This window comes from Streptomyces sp. NPDC036815, assembly GCF_055609205.1.
In genome coordinates, this window is record NZ_JBVJPW010000003.1 from 144,272 (window position 1) to 165,622 (window position 21,351).

16 protein-coding genes and 1 pseudogene are annotated in these 21,351 nt (G+C 69.7%); 12 read left to right on the forward strand and 5 right to left on the reverse strand.

The genetic code is table 11. From position 1 onward, the window contains the following. Positions 1-124 precede the first annotated feature (124 nt). The 3 genes from ACZ69I_RS09405 to ACZ69I_RS09415 all read right to left on the reverse strand — a co-directional run bounded on the left by ACZ69I_RS09405 (position 125) and on the right by ACZ69I_RS09415 (position 2,293). On the reverse strand, positions 125-319 hold the full coding sequence (locus tag ACZ69I_RS09405; protein WP_467678019.1) for a hypothetical protein: 195 nt from the start codon (positions 317-319) through the stop codon (positions 125-127). A 135-nt stretch (positions 320-454) separates the two neighbouring features. Then, positions 455-1,897, reverse strand: a complete 1,443-nt coding sequence (locus ACZ69I_RS09410; RefSeq protein ID WP_470831216.1) for an aldehyde dehydrogenase — start codon at positions 1,895-1,897, stop codon at positions 455-457. Between the two features lie 186 nt (positions 1,898-2,083). Continuing rightward, a complete protein-coding gene (locus tag ACZ69I_RS09415; RefSeq protein WP_467678014.1) occupies positions 2,084-2,293 on the reverse strand; it encodes a hypothetical protein in 210 nt (69 codons plus the stop codon). A gap of 126 nt (positions 2,294-2,419) precedes the next feature. On the opposite strand from ACZ69I_RS09415, the pseudogene ACZ69I_RS09420 reads away from it, so the two are divergent. The 4 genes and pseudogenes from ACZ69I_RS09420 to ACZ69I_RS09435 all read left to right on the forward strand — a co-directional run. Further along, positions 2,420-2,653 (forward strand): annotated as a pseudogene (locus ACZ69I_RS09420) (GNAT family N-acetyltransferase); the annotation flags it as partial. A 185-nt stretch (positions 2,654-2,838) separates the two neighbouring features. Continuing rightward, complete coding sequence (locus ACZ69I_RS09425) at positions 2,839-3,915, forward strand: alpha/beta fold hydrolase (protein ID WP_470831217.1); 1,077 nt, start codon at positions 2,839-2,841, stop codon at positions 3,913-3,915. Positions 3,916-4,062: 147 nt separating this feature from the next. Next, positions 4,063-4,551 (forward strand): TetR/AcrR family transcriptional regulator, encoded by a 489-nt coding sequence (locus tag ACZ69I_RS09430; protein WP_470831579.1) that lies wholly within the window; start codon positions 4,063-4,065, stop codon positions 4,549-4,551. Positions 4,552-4,653: 102 nt separating this feature from the next. Beyond that, the gene (locus ACZ69I_RS09435) at positions 4,654-7,422 is read left to right on the forward strand and encodes a helix-turn-helix transcriptional regulator (protein WP_470831218.1); all 2,769 of its coding nucleotides are present in this window, start codon (positions 4,654-4,656) and stop codon (positions 7,420-7,422) included. A gap of 13 nt (positions 7,423-7,435) precedes the next feature. Here ACZ69I_RS09435 and ACZ69I_RS09440 read toward each other — a convergent pair whose 3' ends face one another. Continuing rightward, positions 7,436-8,242, reverse strand: a complete 807-nt coding sequence (locus ACZ69I_RS09440) for an alpha/beta hydrolase (protein WP_470831219.1) — start codon at positions 8,240-8,242, stop codon at positions 7,436-7,438. A 245-nt stretch (positions 8,243-8,487) separates the two neighbouring features. Here ACZ69I_RS09440 and ACZ69I_RS09445 point away from each other — a divergent pair, with 245 nt between their 5' ends. From ACZ69I_RS09445 to ACZ69I_RS09455, 3 genes are all read left to right on the forward strand, one after another. Continuing rightward, on the forward strand, positions 8,488-8,958 hold the full coding sequence (locus ACZ69I_RS09445; RefSeq protein ID WP_470831221.1) for an SsgA family sporulation/cell division regulator: 471 nt from the start codon (positions 8,488-8,490) through the stop codon (positions 8,956-8,958). A 108-nt stretch (positions 8,959-9,066) separates the two neighbouring features. After that, a complete protein-coding gene (locus ACZ69I_RS09450; protein WP_470831222.1) occupies positions 9,067-9,534 on the forward strand; it encodes an SsgA family sporulation/cell division regulator in 468 nt (155 codons plus the stop codon). Between the two features lie 152 nt (positions 9,535-9,686). Beyond that, a complete protein-coding gene (locus ACZ69I_RS09455; RefSeq protein WP_470831223.1) occupies positions 9,687-10,925 on the forward strand; it encodes a cytochrome P450 family protein in 1,239 nt (412 codons plus the stop codon). An 80-nt stretch (positions 10,926-11,005) separates the two neighbouring features. Here ACZ69I_RS09455 and ACZ69I_RS09460 read toward each other — a convergent pair whose 3' ends face one another. Further along, positions 11,006-15,121 (reverse strand): GDSL-type esterase/lipase family protein, encoded by a 4,116-nt coding sequence (locus ACZ69I_RS09460; RefSeq protein ID WP_470831224.1) that lies wholly within the window; start codon positions 15,119-15,121, stop codon positions 11,006-11,008. Between the two features lie 431 nt (positions 15,122-15,552). Between ACZ69I_RS09460 and abc-f the strand changes: the two genes are divergently transcribed. The 5 genes from abc-f to ACZ69I_RS09485 all read left to right on the forward strand — a co-directional run bounded on the left by abc-f (position 15,553) and on the right by ACZ69I_RS09485 (position 21,324). Next, positions 15,553-17,187 (forward strand): ribosomal protection-like ABC-F family protein, encoded by a 1,635-nt coding sequence (abc-f, locus tag ACZ69I_RS09465; protein ID WP_467677995.1) that lies wholly within the window; start codon positions 15,553-15,555, stop codon positions 17,185-17,187. A gap of 76 nt (positions 17,188-17,263) precedes the next feature. Continuing rightward, positions 17,264-18,952: an ABC-F family ATP-binding cassette domain-containing protein gene (locus ACZ69I_RS09470; RefSeq protein ID WP_470831225.1), complete on the forward strand. Its 1,689-nt coding sequence runs from the start codon at positions 17,264-17,266 to the stop codon at positions 18,950-18,952. 170 nt (positions 18,953-19,122) lie between these two features. Next, a complete protein-coding gene (locus ACZ69I_RS09475) occupies positions 19,123-19,683 on the forward strand; it encodes a CGNR zinc finger domain-containing protein (RefSeq protein WP_467677991.1) in 561 nt (186 codons plus the stop codon). 222 nt (positions 19,684-19,905) lie between these two features. Beyond that, entirely contained in the window at positions 19,906-20,433 is a 528-nt protein-coding gene (locus ACZ69I_RS09480; RefSeq protein ID WP_470831226.1) for a hypothetical protein, read from the forward strand. Positions 20,434-20,481: 48 nt separating this feature from the next. Beyond that, positions 20,482-21,324 carry an endonuclease/exonuclease/phosphatase family protein gene (locus ACZ69I_RS09485; RefSeq protein ID WP_470831228.1) on the forward strand — a complete coding sequence of 281 codons (843 nt, stop codon included), beginning with the start codon at positions 20,482-20,484 and terminating at the stop codon, positions 21,322-21,324. The last annotated feature ends 27 nt before the right edge of the window (positions 21,325-21,351 follow it).

The window sequence follows — 21,351 nt, forward strand, 5'->3', positions numbered from 1 at the left end:
AAACGGGGCACCATTACGTGTGAATACGTGGCACACGTTAACAGTAGATACGTGTGAACTACCCTTGCTCCGCATATCTCGAGTGACCGGTGCAGGACGATGAGGACCGTGGCGGCCGCGAGAGCTAAAGGCCCAGGTCGAGAGCCAGGCAGGAGTAGTACTTCCACGAGCCTTCAGGCTGGTACGAAACGTTTCCTCCGCCGTTCCGCGCCGCCTCCACCTCTTCGGTCATGTCCTCGAAGCCGACCCGCTCGGGGAGTCGGCCGTAACGCTCGCGCCGCGCCACCGTGGCCGCATCGTCGGAGAATTCTGTGCTCATGGCCGATCTCCAGTTCGTCGTCATCGATCCGCACCCCCCGAGGATCACCTCGAAGAAGTCACCGCTCTAACCGGTGACTAGAATCCTTGAACGACGCATCCACGTCAAGCGACTGACGACATGGCGGCCCGAGACTCACACGGTGATGGTTTTGTACTCGGTGTAGGTGCCGAGGCCGACCGCCCCGTACTCCCGGCCGATGCCGCTGGACTTGAAGCCGCCGAACGGACCGTCGAAACCGACGGAGGCGCCGTTGACCGTGACGGTGCCGGTGCGGATGCGACGGGCGACCGCCAACGCGTGCTCCTCGTCAGAGGACCAGACGCCGCCGGAGAGGCCGTACTCGGAGTCGTTGGCGATTCGTACGGCATCGCCCTCGTCGTCATACGCGATGACGACCAGGACCGGGCCGAAGATCTCCTCCTGCGCGATGCGCATGGAGTTGTCGACGTCGGCGAAGATGGTGGGGGTCACGTAGTTGCCCTTCTCCAGGCCGTGAGGGGTCTGCGGGCCGCCGGTGACCAGGCGGGCGCCCTCCTCGATGCCGAGCTGGATGTAGGCACGTACGCGCTCCTGTTGGGCGGGGCTGATCATGGGGCCGATAAAGGTCTCGGGGGCGTTCGGCTCGCCGACCTGCAGTGACTCCACCAGTTTCGTCATCGCGGCCACGATCTCGTCGTAGCGGCTGCGCGGCGCGAGGATCCTGGTCTGGGCGATGCACGACTGGCCGTTGTTGAGCAGGGAGCCGAACTTCACGCCCGCCACCGCCTTCTCGATGTCGGCGTCGGGAAGGATGACCATGGCGGACTTGCCGCCCAGCTCCAGGCTTACCCTCTTGAGCTGCTCACCCGCGATCGAGGCGATGCGACGGCCCGCCCGCGTGGAACCGGTGAAAGCGATCTTGTCGACACCCTCGTGCGAGACGAGGTACTCACTCGTCTCACGGTCCGCCGGCAGAACGCTGATCACCCCCTCGGGCAGCCCCGCCCGGTCGAGGAGCTCGGCAAGGAGGCCCATGCTCAGCGAGTTCTCCGGGGACACCTTGAGGACGACGGAGTTGCCTGCGACCAGGGCAGGGATGATTTTCGAAGTGGCCGAGGAGAAGGGCGAGTTCCACGGGATCACGGCGGCCACGACGCCGACCGCCTCGCGGCGCACCACGCTGCGCACCGGGGACGCGGGGTCGGAGGGGACCAGCGTCTCCTCCCACGCGAACTCCTCCGCCGCCCGCAGGTAGGCGTTCGCCTGCCGACTCAGGCCGGGCTGTCCGGCACGGGTGAACCAGGCGGCCGAACCGCTCTCCAGCGAGATCAGCTCGGCGATGCGCTCAGCGTTCTCCTCGCGCAGCGCGTTGAACCGCCGCAGGGCCGCTATCCGCTCACTCGGCGGCGTCAAACACCAGACACCCGCCTCGAAGGACGCCCGCGCCGCAGATACCGCACGGTCGACGTCCGCCGACTGCGCCTGAGCCGCACGGCCGATCACCGACTGGTCGTGCGGCGAGGCGATGTCCAGCAGTTCCGGGCCGCTCGGCTCGACCCAGTGGCCCCCGATGAAGAGCCGGGTGTAGCTGATCATGCGCTGTCCCTCTTCCCGTGATGTCGACACGTTACGGACACTCTTAACTGTCACGCCAATGTAGCAGTTGTAGTCGTTAGCTACACATCAAGGTGACCACAACCGCAGGGCGAGACGACTTGGAGGTGCGCTCCCCGTAGGGGGCGCACCTCCGGGTGGGACGCGGTCAGGGGCAGTCGGGGGCGGTCAGTTCAGGGCGTCGTGCAGCGTCTCGACCGCGGAGGATGCGACCTGCTGGACCGCGCCGGACTTCTCTCCGACCAGAACCTCGTTGGACTGGCTCAAACCCTGGTTGAGGGTGCTGCCCAGCGGAGGATTCGCCTCGGTCGCGAGGGCGGGGGTCGCGAGCGAGACGGGTACGGCAGCGAGCGAGACGGCGACGAGAACACGCTTCATGGAATTCATACGCTGCAAACGATCACGCCTCCGCGCCGTCACGCGACGCGCACGGGCCTTTGACTCCGCTGACTCCGCGCCTACCACCGAGTGGCCCCGCTCCCCCTCACCCGCACCCAGCCCACGTCGGCCGGTCAGGGAAAGCCCGGGTTGCTCGAACCGATGGGTGTGCACCGGGGCCATCGCCGTCACGGATACGGCACGGCCATCACCCTCGCCGCGGCCGCCGCACTCCGGGAGTTGGGCTCGTCGAGCGCGATGGTCTGCACCCCGAGCTCCAACGTCGGCGCCGTCACCACCTACGAGTCAGCGGGTTTCCAGCGACTCCCCGAAGTACGGGACCACTTCCGGGACGCCTGACACCTCGTCACCTCGGCCACGGGCGGAACCGCAACACCACCACCGACGCTCCACCACTCCCCCTGCAACTCCATTTCGACACGCGCCACATGCGTCACCGCCTTGACCGGTGACGCGCCATGTGCGAGTGTCACCACGCCGAAGCGCGCGGCGGGTCACCGGACAGGTATGACGGAGGAGTTCACATGATCGACAGGCGTACCTTCAGCAGGGCCGCGGGGCTGGGCACCGGAGCGGCCGCCGTTTCGCTGGCCGCTCCCGGATTGCGCACACAGGCGTCCGCCGCGACCGCCGCGGCCCGGCCGAGCGGCGGCCCCGCCCCCGCCGTCCCCGACATCACACCCGGCACGTACACCGAGTTCCCCAGAATGAAGCACGTCAGGGCGGGGGTCCTCGACATCCATTACGCCGGGGCCGGGCCGGCCCACGGCCCGGTCGTCGTGTGCCTGCACGGCTGGCCCTACGACATCCACAGCTTCGTGGACGTCGCCCCGCTGCTCGCCGGTCTCGGCTATCGGGTCATCGTTCCCTACCTGCGCGGACACGGCGGCACCCGGTTCCTGTCCAGCCGCACTCCTCGTACCGCCGAACAGTCCGCCGTGGCGCTGGACATCATCTCCCTGATGGACGCCCTCAAGATCGACAAGGCGGTGCTCGCCGGCTTCGACTGGGGGTCGCGCACCGCCGACATCATCGCCGCCCTGTGGCCCGAGCGCGTCAAAGCCCTCGTCTCCGCGAGCGGTTACCTCATCACCGACGTCAAGGCGCAGTTGGAGCCCGCCTCCGCCGCTGTGGAGCACAACTGGTGGTACCAGTGGTACTTCGCCACCGAGCGCGGCAAGAAGACCATGGAAGACGTGGACACCCGCATCGCCTTCTGCCGCTACGTGTGGACCCTCGTCTCCCCCAACTGGGACTTCGACGACGCCACGTTCGCGCGCACCGCCCAGGCCTTCCGCAATCCGGACTACGCCGCCATCGTCCTCTTCAACTACCGCTGGCGCATCGGCCTCGCCGAGGGCGAGCCCCGCTACGACCGCTACGAGAAGCGGCTCGCCGCTCAGCCCGCCATCCACGTCCCCACCGTCACCCTCGACGCTGCCCTCGACCCCTTCACTCCGCCGGGCGAGGGTTCGAGCTACCGCAAGCACTTCACCGGGCCGTACGAGCACCGGACCGTCGCGGACATCGGGCACAACCTGCCGCAGGAAGCCCCCACCGTGTTCGCCCGCGCGGTCGTCGACGCCGACCACCACCTGTAAAAGCCACGGCATTGCGGCGCTTGCACGCATGAGATGTACTCCTCAGCGGCGTTAGGCGCATCAGCTGCACCATTAGTGACTAAACTCGGTGTGGTGAGAGCCGACGCAGCACGCAATCTGGAAGCCGTTCTGACCACCGGGGCCCGCATGCTCGCCACCGACCCCAGTGCGAGCATCGCCAGCATCGCGACGGAGGCCGGCGTGGACCGGCGCACCGTGTACCGGCGCTTCGCCTCCCGCGAGGAACTCCTCACCGCCATCCACGAAGCCCGCCTGACGGCCATTGAGCACGCCATCGACGACGCCCGCCTGCGCGAGGCGCCTGTCGCGGTCGCCCTGCACCGCTACGTCGAGAACATCATCACCGTCAACCGCACCTGGCCCGTCGACCTCACCCGCATGCTCTCCGACGATGCCGTCCGCCGACGCAGGAACGCCTCCGTACAGGAAGTCGACGCGTTCCTGCAACGGGCCACCGACGAGGGCCTCCTGCGCCGCGATCAGCCCGAGGGATGGGCGAGCGCGCTGCTGCCCCAGCTCATGCACCTGGTGTCACGGCACATGCCCGAGCTGAGCGCCGGACAGGCAGCCGACGTCGTCGTCGACACCCTGCTCCGCGGCCTCGGAACGACATAGCGGAACAACGGCCTTCGCAAACACGTGTCTCAGCGTGTCCCTGGCAGCGCAGGGCGCGCGAGAGCGACGACGTACGCTCTCATCGAAAAGGGAGTGGGGGCGATGGAGTCGATCGGTGGGGCGATAGTCGGCCGCGAGCGGGAACAAGAGGTGCTGTCCGGTTTTCTGACGGCTGCCGGGGGGCGGTCCCTGGTCCTGCGGGGTGACACAGGTGTGGGCAAGAGTGCTCTGCTCGACCATGTCGCCGAGCTCGCCTCGGGCATGAATCACCGGGTGCTCAGGGCGACCGGCGTCGAAGCCGAGTCGGAGCTGCCGTTCGCCGGCCTGCACCAGTTCCTGTATCCGCTGCTGCCCTCGATCGAGCGTCTCGACGAAAGTCACCGACGGGTTTTCGACGTTGTCTTCGGCAGAGCCGAGGGTCCGCCGCCCTCGGTCATGACGCTCGGCATCGCCGTCCTCGATCTGCTCTCCCTCGCGGCGTCCCGGCAGTCTCTCCTGCTCGTGCTCGACGACGGCCAGTGGTTCGACACCTCCAGCACCGAGGTGTGCGGCTTCGTGGGGCGGCGGCTCACCGGCAGCTCGGTCAGGTTCGTCGTCGGCCTGCGCTCCGACGTGCCCTCCGGCTTCGACACGGCCGCGCTGCCCGAACTACCCGTCACCACCCTGTCGGAGAGGGCCGCCGAACACCTCTTGGACCTGCGCAATCCCGGCCTCGCCCCGCGGGTCCGCCGGCTGATCCTGGACGAGGCGCAGGGCAATCCGCTGGCCCTCCTTGAGCTGCCGCCGCATGTGCTGCGCAGCGGCCGGGCGGCCACCGACCGGCAGGATGCAGCCGGATACACCGGCGTCCCGCTGCCCACGCGCCTTCAACACGTGTACGGCTCCCGCATCGAGGCCCTCGACGGCAGCGTGCGCGCGGAACTGCTGCGCGGCGCCCTGGACGGCGTCGGCGCGGGCACGGCGACCGGGCCCGCGCGCGGCGCGCGCTACCGCATGAGGGATGCCGACGAGGCCGCGGACCGCGGTCTGCTGGACGTCGATCCGCTCAGCGGTGATTTCGTCTTCCGACACCCGTTGGTGCGTTCGACGGTCGTCCAGAGGGCGACGCCCAACCAGCGTCGCGCGGCCCACGCCGTCCTGGCGCGGGTGCATCGCGAGGATGTGGAACGGCGCGCCGTACACCTGGCGGCCTCGACGATCGACCCCGACGAGCAGGTCGCGGCCGTGCTCGAGGCGGCCGCCGGCTCCGCCACGCGGCGGGGCGGTTCGCTGGCCGCCGTCTCCTGGCTGACCCGGGCGGCGGAGCTGAGCGAGAGCCAGGCAGAGCGGTCCCGGCGATTGGGCAGCGCGGCCTTCGTCGCCGGGCACGCCGGTCTCCTCGACCGGGCGCGGCAACTGGTCGGCTCCGGCGCGGCTGCGGGCCGGAGTGAATCTCCGGCCTCGGTCGTCGCCTCGGCCTATGTCGCGCTGTACGAGGACGGCGACGTACGGTCCTCGCAGCGCCAGGTCCTCGCGGCGATCGAGGACCTCCGTGACAGCGCTGTGCGGGAAGCGGAGGAGGTGTTGACCCGGCTGGTCAACCTGCTCCTGGCCGTCAACCAGTACACGAGTGACGAGGCGTCGTGGCAGCGGGCACACGAGGTGCTCGGGTCTCTGGGGGGCCGGGTAGCCCCGAACTCCCGTATATACGAAGATGCTTGGGGTGACGTGACGCGTCGTGGAGTGGGTGTGCGAGAGCGGGTGGAGCTCGCCATGGCCGACCTCCACACACGTGAGCCGTGGGAGATCACCCGCCTGTGCGTCGCCGCGTACCACGTGGACACCCTCGGCACCTATCGACCACACCTCCAGCGCATCGTCGACCGCGAGGTGGAGACCGGGGCCGTGGCGTCGGGCATGACCATGCTGCACCTGATCATGCTCGACCAGCTGGCGGTCGGTGAGTGGGACGAGGCCGAACGGACCGGCCTGCGCAGCCTGGACCTGACGACGTCGCACGACCACACGCTGTTCGCCCATCAGACCCGTGCGTATCTCGGCCTGCTCGCCGCGCTGCGCGGCCGGACCGCGCACGCGCGAGAACTGCAGGTCACCGTCGACACCTGGGCCCGCCCCCGGGGCGTCGGCTTCCTCACGCAGATCGCCGACGCCATCGGCACCACCGCCGCCCTCGCCGACGGCGACTACGAAGCGGCATACCTGCACGCCATCGGCATCACACCCCCGGGTGCCTTCACCCCCTACGCCCACCAGGCCCCCCGCACCCTCCTCGACCTCGTCGAAGCGGCCGTCCACACCGGCCGCACCGAACAGGCCCGCCGCCACGCCCTCGCCGCCCACGAGGCCGGACTCCCCGCGATCTCCCCTCGGCTCGCCCTGCTCACCCACGGTGCTCTCGCCATGACCGCCACCGACCCCGGCGAAGCCGACGCCATGTTCCGGCGCGCGGAAATTGACCCGGCCGCCGCCTCGTTCCCCTTCGAGCTCGCCCGCATCCGCCTCGCCCAGGGCGTCCGCCTGCGTCAGACCCGGGGACGCAAGGCCGCGCGTCTCCCCCTGACCCGCGCCGCCGAGGCCTTCGAACGCCTCGGCGCACTTCCCTGGGCCGAGCGGGCGCGGGCCGAACTGCGGGCCGCCGGTGCGACCGTCCCCACCTCCACGGCACACCTCGCGGCGCTGACATGGCAGGAACGCCGGATCGCGGATCTCGCCGCCGGAGGGCTGACCAACAAGGAGATCGGCGCCCGCATGCACCTGTCGCCGCGCACCGTCAGCTCACACCTCTACCGGGTCTTTCCCAAACTCGGCATCACCTCACGGGCCGCGCTGCGCGACGCCCTGGGGAAGCTGCCCGGCGAGCGGGACGTGTGACGGCGGCCGGTGCTCAGACCCGCGTGGGGTGCGCCCGGATGCCCCGCTGGTTCAGCCAGCCGAGCACGTAGTCGGCGACGAGGCGCGACCCGCCGTCGATGACGAGCGAATGGGCGCGGTCGGCGAACTGTTTCAGGTCGGTGACCGCGGTGGTGTCGCCGTACTGCTTGTAGACCGTGCGGGTCACGGAGTCCGGTACCACTCTGTCCTCCTGCCCGGACACCAGCAGGAGCGGGCCGCGCCCGGCGTTGGAGACGTCCGCCACGGCCCGCGGGCTGGGGCGCGCTCCCCCGTATCCGAGGTCGGTGAGCAAGCGGAGAGGTGTCGGCATCGCATAGCGCTCGTGGAGCCGTCGGGACTCCTCAGAGGTAGCGGTGTTCGCGATCATCTGATGGAACCGGTCGGGCTCCAAGGACACCAACTGGTCGGCGGGGCTGGTGTGGTCGGTGGGCGGCAGCCGAACGGGCGCATCGGGCAGCGGTATGCCGTTGACCGGGGCCGGGGCGATGGCCACCGCGGCACCGCCGACGTCGGAGGCGACGAGGTGCTGGGCGATGAGTCCGCCGACCGAGTGTCCGACGATCACCGGTGGGATGTCGAACGACCGCACGATCCGGGCGAAATGGTCGGTCAGCGCGTCCAGACCGATGCGGCCGAGCAGATCCGGCGACGCACATGTGTCCCGTACGACGGCGGCCTCGCCCGGCCATCCGGGCACGCAGGTGAAGAACCCCTGGCTCGCGAAGCGGTCGGCCCATGACTCCCAGGACAGCGCGTGCAGCCACGCGCCGTGGATGAACACGACGGGAGTACGTTTCACGACTGGCTCCTTCGAGCGTGGCGACTGTCCGGCACCGGCAACAGCGGCGACTGTTCAAGGGTCGTTCAGACATGCGTCGGAGGCGACAGTCGAATGACTTAATGTTGCCGCCGCCCGCCTCGCGCGGCCCTGGCCCGGGGCCCGTGACCGCAGCTGGAGGTCGACGGTCAACTTACGTAGGTGCGGCGGCCCGCGGGGGGCGAGAGTGGGTCGGGCCAGCTTCCGACCCAGGGGAGGACCCACACGTGGATCCACATGTCATGAACGGCTACCGACCAGGTGTACCGGACGGACGAACGGCGCCGCACAGCTGTCCTCCGCTGATTTTGGACATCGAGCGGGTACTGGACGTCTCCGCTCGCCAGCTGGTCAGGGCCGAGTTCAGCTTCGATCCGCGAGCCCCCTTGATCGTGTGCGTGGAGTTGGGCGTCGAGGGCGGTCCGTGCGTGCTGTGGCGCGTCGGGCGCGACGTATTGAGCCAAGGCCTGCACGCACGGAGCGGACTCGGTGACGCCCAGGTCTGGCCGTCGGTTCTGGCGGGCCGGGCGACCGCCTGGCTGCAGCTGGCCTCGGGGGACATGGCGGCGCTGTTCGTGCTGCCCGCGCCACCGCTGGCGGAATGGTTGGCACACACCTATGAGCTCGTTCCCGCCGGTCAGGAGCTCGCCGGGGTCGACTGGGACGCCACCACCGCGGATCTTCTCGACGGTCGGTGAACAGGAGAACAGGTACAGAAAAAGGAACAGGCGAACAGGGGAAACCACCGTGGACCATGCGCACTTCAGACCATGAAGCGGACTTCACACCCGAAAGGGAACTCAGCCATGCACCGTGATCAGAGCCCCCTGCGGCAGCTTTCGGCACCCGAGCCGGTGCCTCCGCTGCTCGTCGACCTGGACCTGATGCTCGACGAGTTCACCCGACAGCCCATGCAGGCCGAATTCCGCTTCGACCCGGCCAGGCCCGCGGTGATCACCGTCGGGTTCCTTGCGGAGCGAGTGCCGGGCCTCTCGCGGGGCATCGGGCGCGAACTCCTGCACTGCGGCCTCACCTCGATGAGCGGCCATGCCGAGGTACGTATGTGGCCGACACTTCCCGGCGAACGCCCCTCGTCCTGGCTGCTCCTCGAATCGCTGGACGTTGAAGCCCTGTTCGAGCTTCCCACGGGGCGTTTGGCGGCCTGGCTCGACGCCACCTACCAGGTCGTCCCGGCCGAGGCTGAGACAGAAGGTCTGGACTGGGACGGTTTCCTCACGGCACTGTTCAAGGGGCCGCGTGCACCGTCCGAATGAACGCGACCGTGGAACTCCCGGACGCCCGCGAGCGGGCCGGGCCGGACCCGAAAGCGCTCTTCGACCGTTGTCACAACGACCATCTGATCGCCGTGCGCACGTGTCCGTGCAAGTCCCCGGCCCCGGCGCGCGGCCGAAACGGAAGATGCCCCATGAGCCCTCACGAGCAGTGTCCGTCCCAGCTCCGCACGGTGGTCATCGATCCCGCCTTCAAAGCGGACTCGCCCGCCCGGTACGCCGAGCTACGGGAGCTCGGCCCCCTCCACCCGGCCGAGTTCCACCTCGGCCTGAAGGGCTGGCTGGTCGTCGGCTACGACCTGGCCAGGGAGGCGCTGACCCATCCCGCCCTGCTCAAGGACGCCACACCCGCCGCCGAGGCGCTGGCCACCGCCGGCTACGTCCTCCATCAGCCCTCGGTCGGCCTCGGCGCGCAGATGATGGAGGCCGACCCGCCCGAGCACGGCCGCCTGCGCCGCCTGGCCTCGGCCGCCTTCACCCCCCGGCGTACGGCCGACATGGCGCCGCGCATCGAGCGGATCGCCCACGACCTGATCGACGCGATGCCGCCCTCGGGTGAGATCGACCTCGTCGAGGCGTTCAACGCCCCACTGCCCGCCACCGTCATCGCGGAGCTGCTCGGCATCCCGCACCGCCATCACCTGGACTTCCGCCGCTGGTCGGGGCAGGCGCTCCAAGTCGCCTCCCCCGAACACCGCCCGGCGCTGGCCGCCCTGCACGGCCTCCTGGCGGACCTGGTCGCGGACAAGCGTCGCCACCCCCAGGACGATCTGCTGTCCGCGCTGGTGGCCGTGCGCGACCAGGAGGACGGCCGGCTCTCCGAAGAGGAGCTGGTCGGCACGGCGATGATGCTGGTGGTCGCGGGCCACGAGAGCACGGTGCACCTGCTGGGCAACTCCGTGCTCGCCCTGCTGCGCCACCCCGAGCAGTTGCGGCTGTTGCGCGAGCGTCCCGAGCTGCTGCCCGGCGCGGTGGAGGAGTTCCTGCGCTACGACACCTCCGTCGAGCGCTCGACGAGTCGCTACGCGTCCCGGGACCTCGAACTGGGCGGGGTGCCGATCCCCCGGGGCAGCATGGTCGTCGTCGCCCTCGGCTCCGCGAGCCGCGACGCCCCGCAGGCGGACGGTTCCGGCGGCGTCGGGGCCGTTCTCGACGTGACCCGGCCCGGCTCCCGCCATCTCTCCTTCGGGCACGGCATCCACTACTGCCTGGGCGCGCCGCTCGCCCGGCTGGAGACGACCATCGCCCTGCGCACCCTGCTCTCCCGCGTCCACGAACTGGAGCCGGCCGCCCCACTGGACTCGCTCGACTGGATCGGGTCCGGGATCATCCGCGGCGTGCTCTCCCTTCCGGTGCGCTACCGCGTCGGCTGAACGAGAGGCCCACGCAGTGCGCCCGTTCCCGGCGGACCTAAGTCCGCCGGGAACGGGCGCACACGTATGCGGGCCGGTCCTCAGGATCCGTAGTCCCGCAGGAACAGGGAGCGTCCGGCGTCGGCCCTGGAGGCGTTCACGCCGTCCCCTCGGGTGTAGTCGTCGCGCTCGTTGTTCGCCCAGTCCTGGATGGGGCCGCCCGCGCCCTTCAGGTGCTGGAAGGTGCTCGCGTCGCTGTCGGCGGAGCCGAACTGGTACACCCGGGAGCTGTCGGCGTAGGGCCGGTAGGGCTCGTAGGGGCCTCCTGGAGTCGTCTGTTTGGTCAGGGTGTTGCGGAAGAAGACGTTCTGCGGTCCGGTGGAGCCGGACCAGCCGATGCCCTTGCTGCCCGCGGCCCAGTAGATCGGCCACCAGGTGCCGTCGTCGCCCGCCCCGCCTTCGCCGCCGCAGTTGGTCTCGCACGCGCCGGACGAGTGGTTGTGGGGCACGTGCACGGTGTTGTTCTCGAAGAGGTTGCGGCGCTCCCAGCCGCCGTGCAGGTTCAGGTCGGAGTCGAAGTCGTTGCCGATGGCGACGTTGCCGGAGGACGACCACTGGAAGGTGAAGTGGCGCAGGTTGCGGCTGGTGTTGAAGGCGTAGAGGGAGTCCCAGACGCGGGATCCGCGCAGGTAGCCGTTGCCGCCCTTGCCCTTGTTCCAGGCGCCGTCGAAGACGTTGTCCTGGATCTGGATGTTCCGTGCCACCTCGGTGACGACCGGGTGCGATCCAGTCATGTCGGCGCGGACGCCGCGCACCCAGGAGTCGGCCGCCCACTTGAAGACGATGCCGTGCATGGCGTACTCGGGTGCCATGTTGCCGTAGTTGTGGACCGCGTCCGCCGGAGTCACTTGATACGTGCCGCCGCGCAGCTTGGGCAGGCCGTTGATGTCCTCGGTGAAGGAGAAGTCCTCGAAGCCCACGTCCGTGATCATCTTGAGCGCGGTGACCTTGCTGGCGTAGGGCTTGCCGCCGACCCCCAGTGGCGGGGAGCCGTCGGACGTGGAGTCGACCGGGACGTCGAACTCCAGTGGCTTGTCGATCGTGACGGTGTGCCGGGCGGCGTCCACGGCGGCAATGGTGAACACCTGCTGGCGCATGTGCAGGTTCTCCAGCCTGCCGTCGTCCGCGGCGGCTCCGGCGACCTGCTGGGCCTGGTAGAACTTCAGGCTGTTGGCCGCGCCCACCCACAGGTCGCCGCCCGGCTTGAAGGCGTCCATCTTCGCCTTGGAGTTCAGCTGGATGACCCGGTCGCCCTGGCGCGCGGCGTACTTGGCGTCGGCCTCCGTGCCGCCCACGGCGACACCCGACTCCCAGTGCTGGTTGATCGAGCCCTCGAAGAGGTCACGTCGGTTCTCGGGGATCTTGTCGGGGAAGCCGCAGATCTTGGCGTACTTCTCGGCGGCCTCCCGCGTCTGGACGCGGAACAGTCCGCGTCCCGGCCAGATCCAGCCGCCCGAACCGACGTTGTTGCCCGTCGTGAACTCACACTTGTGGGTCATCGCGCCCTGGTCCCAGCGCTCGCCCTTGGTGGTCAGGGTGTCGTAGCGGGTGTTCTCGTCGGGGCGGAAGACGATGCGTGAGCCGCTGTCGGGGTCGGCTCCCTGTCCGCGGATGACCAGATAGGAGGCGTCCACGGCGAGTTGCTTGCTGACCTCGAGCTTGCCCTTGGGCAGTTCGATGACCGAGAGGCGGTCGGGTCCGGCGCCGGGTGTGCAGGAGGTGCGGATCTGGTCGATGGCCTTCTGCAGCCCCGCCGTGTCGTCCTGTCCGTCGTCGGCCTTCACCTTGAACCGCTCGTCGAGTGCGGACGGCGTGATGTGGCAGGTGGAGTCGGGGTTGTGGGCGGTGGCGCCCGGCAGCACCTCACCGGCGCGGTAGCCGGCCCGGCTCCAGTCCGGCAGTCCGGGCACGGGGGCTCGGCGGTTGCTCCTGCTGAGCACCTTGCCCTTGTCGTCGACGTTCCCGTCGACGGAGTCGGGGGGCGTGGCCGCCTTGCCCGTACAGGAGGAGGTCACCGGGGACCCGTCGAGCTTCGCCACGATCTTCGTGAGGCAGGCCGACAGGGCGAGCTGGCCGTGCCGGTTCGGGTGGATGGCCTCCTGTTGGTCGCCCTGGGCCTGCCACGGAAGGTCTTTGAGGCCTTCGACCAGGTACGGGACCCATCGCACCCATTCGGCGTGCTCGGCGGCGAGCGGCGCGGAGAGCGTGTGGGTGGACTTGGCCTGCTGCGTCGTCCTGCTGCACAGCTCGTGTCCGGCGAAAGCGTTCTGGAGGTCCAGGAAGGAGACCCCGGCCTCGTTCGCGGCGCCGCGGAGCATGGCGCTGATCCGGGGCACCACGGAGGTGTGCGCCCAGTCGCTGTCCGCGTCCAGGAACGGGCACCCGCCGCTCAGGTAACGGCTGTAGTTGGCCGGCGGGACGGGCGCGTTCTCCGGGTCGCGGTAGTCGCGGCCGAGCGGCAGGGGGTTGGGGTAGGACTGGAGCACGATCTGGTACGAGCCGTCTTCCTGGCCCGCCTCGCTCAGCACCTTCCGGATCGCTTCGACCGACTTCACGACCTTGGCCCGCGCGGGCGTCAGGCCGCCGGCGAACTCCTTCTCCTTGGCGCCGCGGCAGCCCTTGTTGAAGAGGGACGGGTAGAAGTACGCCTTCGCGCAGTCCTGGAGGATGTCGGCGAACTTCAGGTCGTTGCCGCCGATCGAGACCACGACCAGTCGCACCTCGTTGGTCCGGGCGATGTCCCGCAGATCGTCGATCTGGGGCCGCTGTCCCTTGAAACCGGTCGTGGTGACGTTGTCCGTCGTCGCACCGGAGCACGCGATGTTGAAGCGCCGTTCCACCGGTACGTCGTTGACCTGCAGCCCTCTGATCTCCGCGGAGTCGGAGCGGTCACACGCGTCCTTCCCCTTGTCGTATCCGGTGTCGCCGTACACCTTGGACGGGTCGTGGTCGCAGACGCTCTCTTCGCCGTTGCAGTTGACCGCGGCCCGGTCGGTGCCCCACGCCGAGCCGGTCGCGGAGGCGGCGGCGTTCCCGGCCCACCGGCCCGCCTCGCCGGATATGTAGCTGTCCCCCATCGAGACCACCGCGGACGGCGGGCCGCAGGCGTCCTCCGCGGCACGTGCGGAGCGCCGGGCGCCGTCCGGGTTGTAGCGCGTCGCGTGGCCCCAGTCACTGGTGCACGCGGCGTTGGTCGACCGGGCGAACCGCACCGGCCAGTGGTCGGAGCCTCCGTTGGAGGAGTTGGTCGTCACGGTGAGGTTCTTGAGCTGATCGCTCGCGATCATGTAGTCCAGCGGGAAGCCGGACAACTGCGTCGCGACGGGCGTACCGCCGGGGGCACCGTTCCTCGTCGCGTAGAACGTGTGGGGAAACCTGTCCCGGGTGGGGGCCGCCGAGCTGTTGAAGTCGCCCAGGGCCCGCCATCGCTCGCCCGCCACCGCACTGGAGATCGTGTCGATCAGGGCAACGGCGTGCGGGTTGGGTGTGTTGCCGGAGCGGATCGACGCGGCATGGATGTCGAAGTACCAGGTGGTGCCGACCTTCACACCGAACGCGGGGCGGGATCTGATCCACTTGTTGCCCGTGCTCTCGGCGGGGAGGATCTTGACGCGGTCCTTGAGGTCGCTGAGTTTCGCGGGTGCGTTCCGCAGCCAGATCGCCATGGACTTCTGGCTGTTGTTCTGCGTATCCGGGTCGACATCGGTACCGGCCCCGGCACCCCAGTCGTCCTTGCCCAGGATGTCCAGGTAGAGCAGGACCCCCGTGTTGCCTCGGCCGGGCTTTCCCCATCTCTGGGCGAAGAGCCGGTACTTCATGCTGGGGAGTCCGGTCGGGGTCTGAGCCGTGTCGCCGAGGTTGTTGGTGATCTCCTCGTTCCTGGAGAAGTCCCCAGGAGCACGGGTGGCCTCCTGCAGAGCCACGACCTCGGCGTCCTTGATCAGGCTCGATCTGACGTGAGCCCACCGGGTACCGCCCTGCATGTTGAACGTGAGGGCCGACTCGTCGACGTCTTCGAGTGCCAGCGCCGGTACGGGCGGCGCGAGGAGCGTGACGAGCGACGCGAGCAGGGCCACGCACAGGGCCTGCGCCAGCGCGCCCGCCCGCCAGAGGCCGGGTCTGTGCCGGGATCTGTGTCCCGGCGTACGTATGGACAACTGTCCGTCTCTCTTTCCTGCCCCGTCCGGGCAAGTGAACTGGATGGGCCGGCCAGACGCATACGTGTGAACGTCGCCGGGTGCAGTGCATCGTAACCACTTCAATGGGTGACGGTGGTGACATGTGCGTGAAGACACCCGCACGAACACCGGTGCGGTCACACGTACCTGACGCTCCGACACATCCGCGTACCCTGTGCGCGCAGTCGGCAGAACGAGGTACCTGCTACGCTGCGAGTGACCTGAACGATTTGATCGAGGAGTCGCAGACGTGGCGGGTGAAGACGACATCTCCGGATGAGATCCGGATGTGAGAGGCCATCGGACGGCGCAGCAAGCGCCCTGTCGCCGTGGCCTCCTTCGTCGTGCCCCCTCTCCCCCGCTGCCCAGGGCAGAGCTCCGTCTGCCCTCACTTCATCGAGGTCACCTCCATGTCCGATGCCGCCATCCTGTGCTCGAACCTCTCCTTCGCCTGGCCCGACGACACCCCGGTCTTCCACGACCTTTCCTTCACCGTGGCCCCCGGCCGCACGGGCCTGGTCGCCCCCAACGGCTCCGGCAAGAGCACCCTGCTCAAGCTGATCGCCGGTGAACTGACGCCCGCCACCGGGTCGGTGTCCGTGAACGGCACGCTCGGCTACCTCCCGCAGAGCCTCCCCCTGACCGGCGACCTCACGGTCGCCGAGGTACTGGGCGTCGCCGCCGTGATCCGCGCGCTGGACGCGGTCGAGTCCGGCGACGTCGACGAAGAACACTTCGCCACCATCGGCGACGACTGGGACATCGAGGAGCGCACCCGTGCCCAGCTCGACCGTCTCGGGCTGGCCGGCCTCGCCCTCGACCGCACCCTGAGCACGCTCAGCGGCGGCCAGGCCGTCTCCCTGGGGCTCGCCGCCCAACTGCTCAGGCGGCCCGACGTACTGCTGCTCGACGAGCCGACCAACAACCTCGACCTGCAGGCCCGGCACCAGCTCTACGACGTCCTTTCGGACTTCACCGGCTGCCTGCTCCTGGTCAGCCACGACCGCGCGCTGCTCGACCGCATGGAGCGCATCGCCGAACTCGGCAGCGACGAACTGCGCCTCTACGGCGGCAACTTCACCGAGTACGAGGAAGCCGTACGCGCCGAACAGGAGGTCGCCGAGAAGAACATCCGCAACGCCGAGCAGGAGCTGAAGCGCGAGAAGCGCGAGATGCAGCAGGCCCGCGAACGCGCCGAGCGGCGGCAGAGCAACGCCGCACGCAACCTCAAGAGCGCCGGTCTGCCCCGCATCTTCGCGGGCAACATGAAGCGCGGCGCGCAGGAGTCGGCGGGCCGGGCGGGGCAGATGCACGCGACCCGGGTCAGCGAGGCCAAGGCCCGGCTCGACGAGGCCGGACGCGCCCTGCGCGAGGAACAGCGCATCACCCTCGAACTGCCCGACACACAGGTGCCCGCCGGGCGCAACCTCTTCCTCGGCGAGGGACTGCAGGTCCAGCACGCCGGCCGGCCCGTGTTCGCCGACGGCGGCGTCGACCTGACCGTCCGCGGCCCCGAGCGCATCGCGCTGACCGGGGCCAACGGCGCGGGCAAGACCACCCTGCTGCGTCTGATCACCGGCGACCTCGCTGCGGACAGCGGCGACATCAAGCGCAACGACGGCCGGATCGCCTACCTCTCGCAGCGACTCGACCTCCTGGACCTGGAGCGCACCGTGGCGGAGAACTTCGCCGCGTTCGCCCCCGAGCGGCCCGAGGCCGAGCGGATGAACCTGCTCGCCCGCTTCCTCTTCCGCGGCGCGCGAGCCCACCTCCCCGTGCGGGTGCTCTCCGGCGGCGAGCGGCTGCGCGCCACCCTGGCCTGCGTGCTGTGCGCCGAACCGGCCCCGCAACTGCTCCTCCTTGACGAACCGACCAACAACCTCGACCTGGTCAGCGCGGGCCAACTGGAGAGCGCGCTCAACTCGTACCAGGGGGCCTTCGTGGTGATCAGCCACGACGAGCGCTTCCTCGCCGACATCGGAGTCGACCGCTGGCTGCGGCTGGCCGAGGGGACGCTCAAGGAGACCGGGGCTCCCGAGGTGTGAGCCCGGTGTGCGATGTGGCCCGCGCCGAGGCCGTGTGCCCGGCGGGCCGACCACCGACCACGTTGGACGGATTCCCGTGCCTCAACACCAGCCCCGCTCCCGCCCTCTCCTCCAGCCCCGTGCCCATCCCCAGCCCGCTCTGGTCGCCATCGACCTCGTACGTGATCTCGGCGGCACACGTGTTCTCGACGGCGTCTCCCTGACCGCATCCCCCGGCCACCGCATCGGTCTGATCGGGGAGAACGGCGTCGGCAAGTCCACGCTGCTACGTGTCCTCGCCGGTGTCGACCAGCCCGACGCGGGAAGCGTCTCGCACCCCGGCGACCTCGGGTTTCTGCACCAGGAGATGCCCTTCGACACCGACTCGACCATCGCCACGGTGCTGGACGAGGCGTTGCGCGAGGCCCGCGAAGACCTCACCGAGCTCGAACGGCTCGGTGACGAGCTCGCCCTCCTCCCCGAGGGCGACCCCGGCCACCAAGAGCTCCTCGCCCTCTACGGCAGCCGCCTCGAACAGGCCCAGGACCGCGAATCCTGGGACGCCGACCGCCGTGCGTCCCTGGTCCTCGACGGCCTCGGCCTGGGCGCGCTCGCGCACCGGCGCACGCTCGGCTCCCTGTCCGGCGGGCAGCGCGGCCGGCTCGCGCTCGCCGCGCTGCTCGTCCGGCGGCCCTCCGCGCTGCTCCTCGACGAGCCGACCAACCACCTCGACGACGACGCTGCCGCCTTCCTGGAACAGGAGCTCCGCGAGCTGCCGGGCGCCGTGGTGGCCGCCAGCCACGACCGGGCCTTCCTCGACGCCGTCTGCACCGACGTGGTCGACCTCGACCCCGCGGTGGACGGACCGGTCCGCCACGGCGGCAACTACAGCGCCTACTTGGGCGAGAAGCGCGCCGAGCGGGCGCGCTGGGAGCGCCGGTACGCCGAGGAGCAGGAAGAGCTGGTGGAACTGCGCCGCTCGGCGGGCGTGACCGCGCACCGGGTGGCGCCCGACCGGGGACCGCGCGACAACGAGAAGATGGGCTACGGCCATCGGGCGGGGCGGGTGCAGAGCCAGATCTCGCGCCGCGTACGCAACGCCACGCGGCGCCTGGAGGACTTGGAGCGCGCCCAGGTCACCGAGCCGCCGCGCCCACTGCGGTTCGCGGCGGGGGCCCTGACCGCCGAGGTGGCGGAGGGCCCGGAGGCCCTGGTCTCGCTGCGGGACGTACGGGTGCCGGGGCGACTCGCGCCGACCGACCTGGAGGTCGCGCCGACCGATCGGCTGCTGGTCACGGGCGACAACGGAACGGGCAAGTCGACGCTGCTCGCGGTGCTCGCCGGACGGCTGCCTGCCGAGGGCGACGTATGGCGACGGCGGCGCCTGACGGTGGGACTGCTCGCCCAGGACACCGTGTTCGGCCATCCCGACCGCACGGCCCGGGACACCTACGCACTGTCGCTGGGTCCGGCGCGGGCCGAGGAACTGCCGCTGAGCGCGCTCGGCCTGCTGCACGCGGAGGACCTGGACAAACCCGTCGGCCGGCTGTCCGTGGGGCAACGCCGACGGCTTGCCCTGGCCCTGCTGGTGGCGCGCCCACCTCAGCTGCTGCTGCTCGACGAGCCCACCAACCACCTCTCCCCGCGCCTCTGCGACGAACTGGAGGAGGCGTTGGGGACCGGCCCGGGCGCGATCGTCCTCGCGAGCCACGACCGGTGGCTCCGCCGTCGGTGGCAAGGCCGCGAGCTACGGCTGAAGCGCGAGACGGACGGCGGGAAGGCGTGACGGCGAGCGGCGCCCGGCCCTGATCCGGGCCTGCCGACCAGGGCGCGGCACACGCAGCCCGACCCGAGCGGGACTGCCGTGCCGCGCCCCACACCTCACACCTCTCACCAGGCTTCCCATCACCCGGCCGATGATTGCGTTCAACGACGGTCACCTGTCAGGATGGTGATGTGAACCTCGACCATGTCTTCGTCTGCGGACACCCGGCCCTCGACTTCGCGGCCACGCTCCGTGCGCGACGTTCGACCCGGTTCGAGATGTTCGTGACGCCGGACCGGCTGAACGCCTGGTATCTGGAGTCCGGCCTCGTGGATGCGATCACGCCCGGCGCTGAGAAGGACCTCCGGGAGGCGACCACCGTGCGTGAGGCCCTCTACCGGCTCATCACCAACCGCCGCCTCGGCGAGGAGTTCGACCGCGAGGCACTGGCCGTGCTCAACGCCGCCGCGCGCAGGACTCCCGTGACTCCCCAGCTGTCCACGGCCGGGCGGCACAACGACGCGACTCCCGAACAGGCCCTGGCGACCGTCGCCCGACAGGCGGTCGAACTGCTCAGCGGCCCGGACGTCCCCCTGCTGAAGGAGTGCGGAAACCCCGAGTGCACGCGGGTCTACATCGACCGCTCCCGCGGCATGCGGCGTCAGTGGTGCGGTATGGACTCCTGCGGCAACAAGATCAAGGCTGCCGCCTACCGCGCGCGGAAGAAGACCACCACCGGCGTGACGGGGTAGCCGCCCCACTCCCTCACTGTTCACATGTTCAGGGCCTCCGGCCGCGCTCACATGTGTGCGCGGCCCCAGCTACCTGCCGTGCCACGCTCACGCTTCCGTCGTGGGCTCGCACGTTCGACAAACCCTTCGGCGTTGACATGCGTCTGCACGGGCACCCTCGACGTGGGTACCATGCGCAGCAACATTCGTGGAGCAACATTCATTTCGAGGGAGTGAACGGTTGTGAGCAGCCAGTCAGCCGCGAAGCTCCGATCGCGGTATGTGGAACAGGTCGCGTCGGATCTGGAAGAGAACCGCAGGCGTCAGGAGGAGCTCGCGCAGCGGATCGACCTGCTGAAGCAGGAGGAGACCCTGCTGACGGACATCCTCAACCTCGCCGAGCGGTACGAGGGTTTCTCGGATGCCTCACGCCTGCCGGAGCAGGCCCGGGAGGAGGCCGCGGTCGCGAACGCCAAGGGTGCGGTCGCGAAGGCGAAGAGCACGGTGAAGGCGAAGGGCACGGCCAAGGGCAAGGCGGCCCAGAAGGAGAAGGCGGGCCAGCCGTTGCTCGGGGACCTGCTGCTGGATCTGCTCGCCGGTCACCACGAGCCCCGTTCCGCCAAGGAGCTCGGAGCCGAACTCAGAGAGAAGCACCCGAGCCGCAACCCGACGCCGCAGGTGGTGCGGAACACCCTCGAATCCCTGGTCGCCAAGGCACGCATCCAGCGTCACAAGCAGCAGCGCTCGGTCATGTACACCCTCGTCACGTAGCCTCCTGCGGGGAACAGGTGCCGTGTGGACGCAGCTTGAGGAGGCTCGGTGGCGCTCGGAAGGGGCACGAGGTTGCTCGCGGGCGCCCTGACCGCGGCCTGTGTGCTGGTGGTCGGCCCCAGCGCGCCGAGCGACGCCTTCCACGCCGGCTCCCCGCCCGTCGTCGCCGACCGGGACATCGTTCCCAACCGGGTCATGACGTGGAACATCTGCAATCCCTGCGGCGATAACAACGTCGGCCGGGCGGCGGAGATCGCCACCTACGCACCGCAGGTCGTCGGCCTCCAGGAAGCGTGTGTGCGTGACGTCGAGAGGATCCGGGAGTACCTGGAGACCTTTTACGGGCTGGTGTACCACGTCGAATACGGGACGGTGCTCCGGAAATGGGGCCGCTGCAGGGGATGGCCGTGGCATCCGGGAGCCTTCGGTCAGGCGATCCTCTCGGCGTCGCCGATGTCGGACCGCAGAAGCGTGGAATACCCCGACGGCGGTTCGGAGGACCGCGGTTACATGGCGGTTACCACGGCGGTGGGCGGCCGACCTGTCCGGGTCTTCAACACGCATCTCGCCCAGCGTCGTCAAGAAGCGGTACGTGCGGGACAGACCGGTGTGCTCGCCGCGGAGGTCGCCCGGCACGACCGCGCGATCGTCCTCGGCGACTTCAACTCCGTGCCGAACTCCCCCGAACTCGCCACGATGTGGGAACTGGCCGCGGACGCGGATCCGCAATGCCACCCCTCGTCCAACGGCGCCTGCAAGCCGACCACCGACTGGCGCAGCAAGTTCGACTACATCTTCCTGAAGGACATCGCCCCGCTCGACCACGGCGTGCACCCCAGTCGGTACTCGGACCATGACCTGCTCCACGCCGACCTGAACCCGAAGGCGTAAGCGGACCGCACTTCGCCGTGCGCGAAG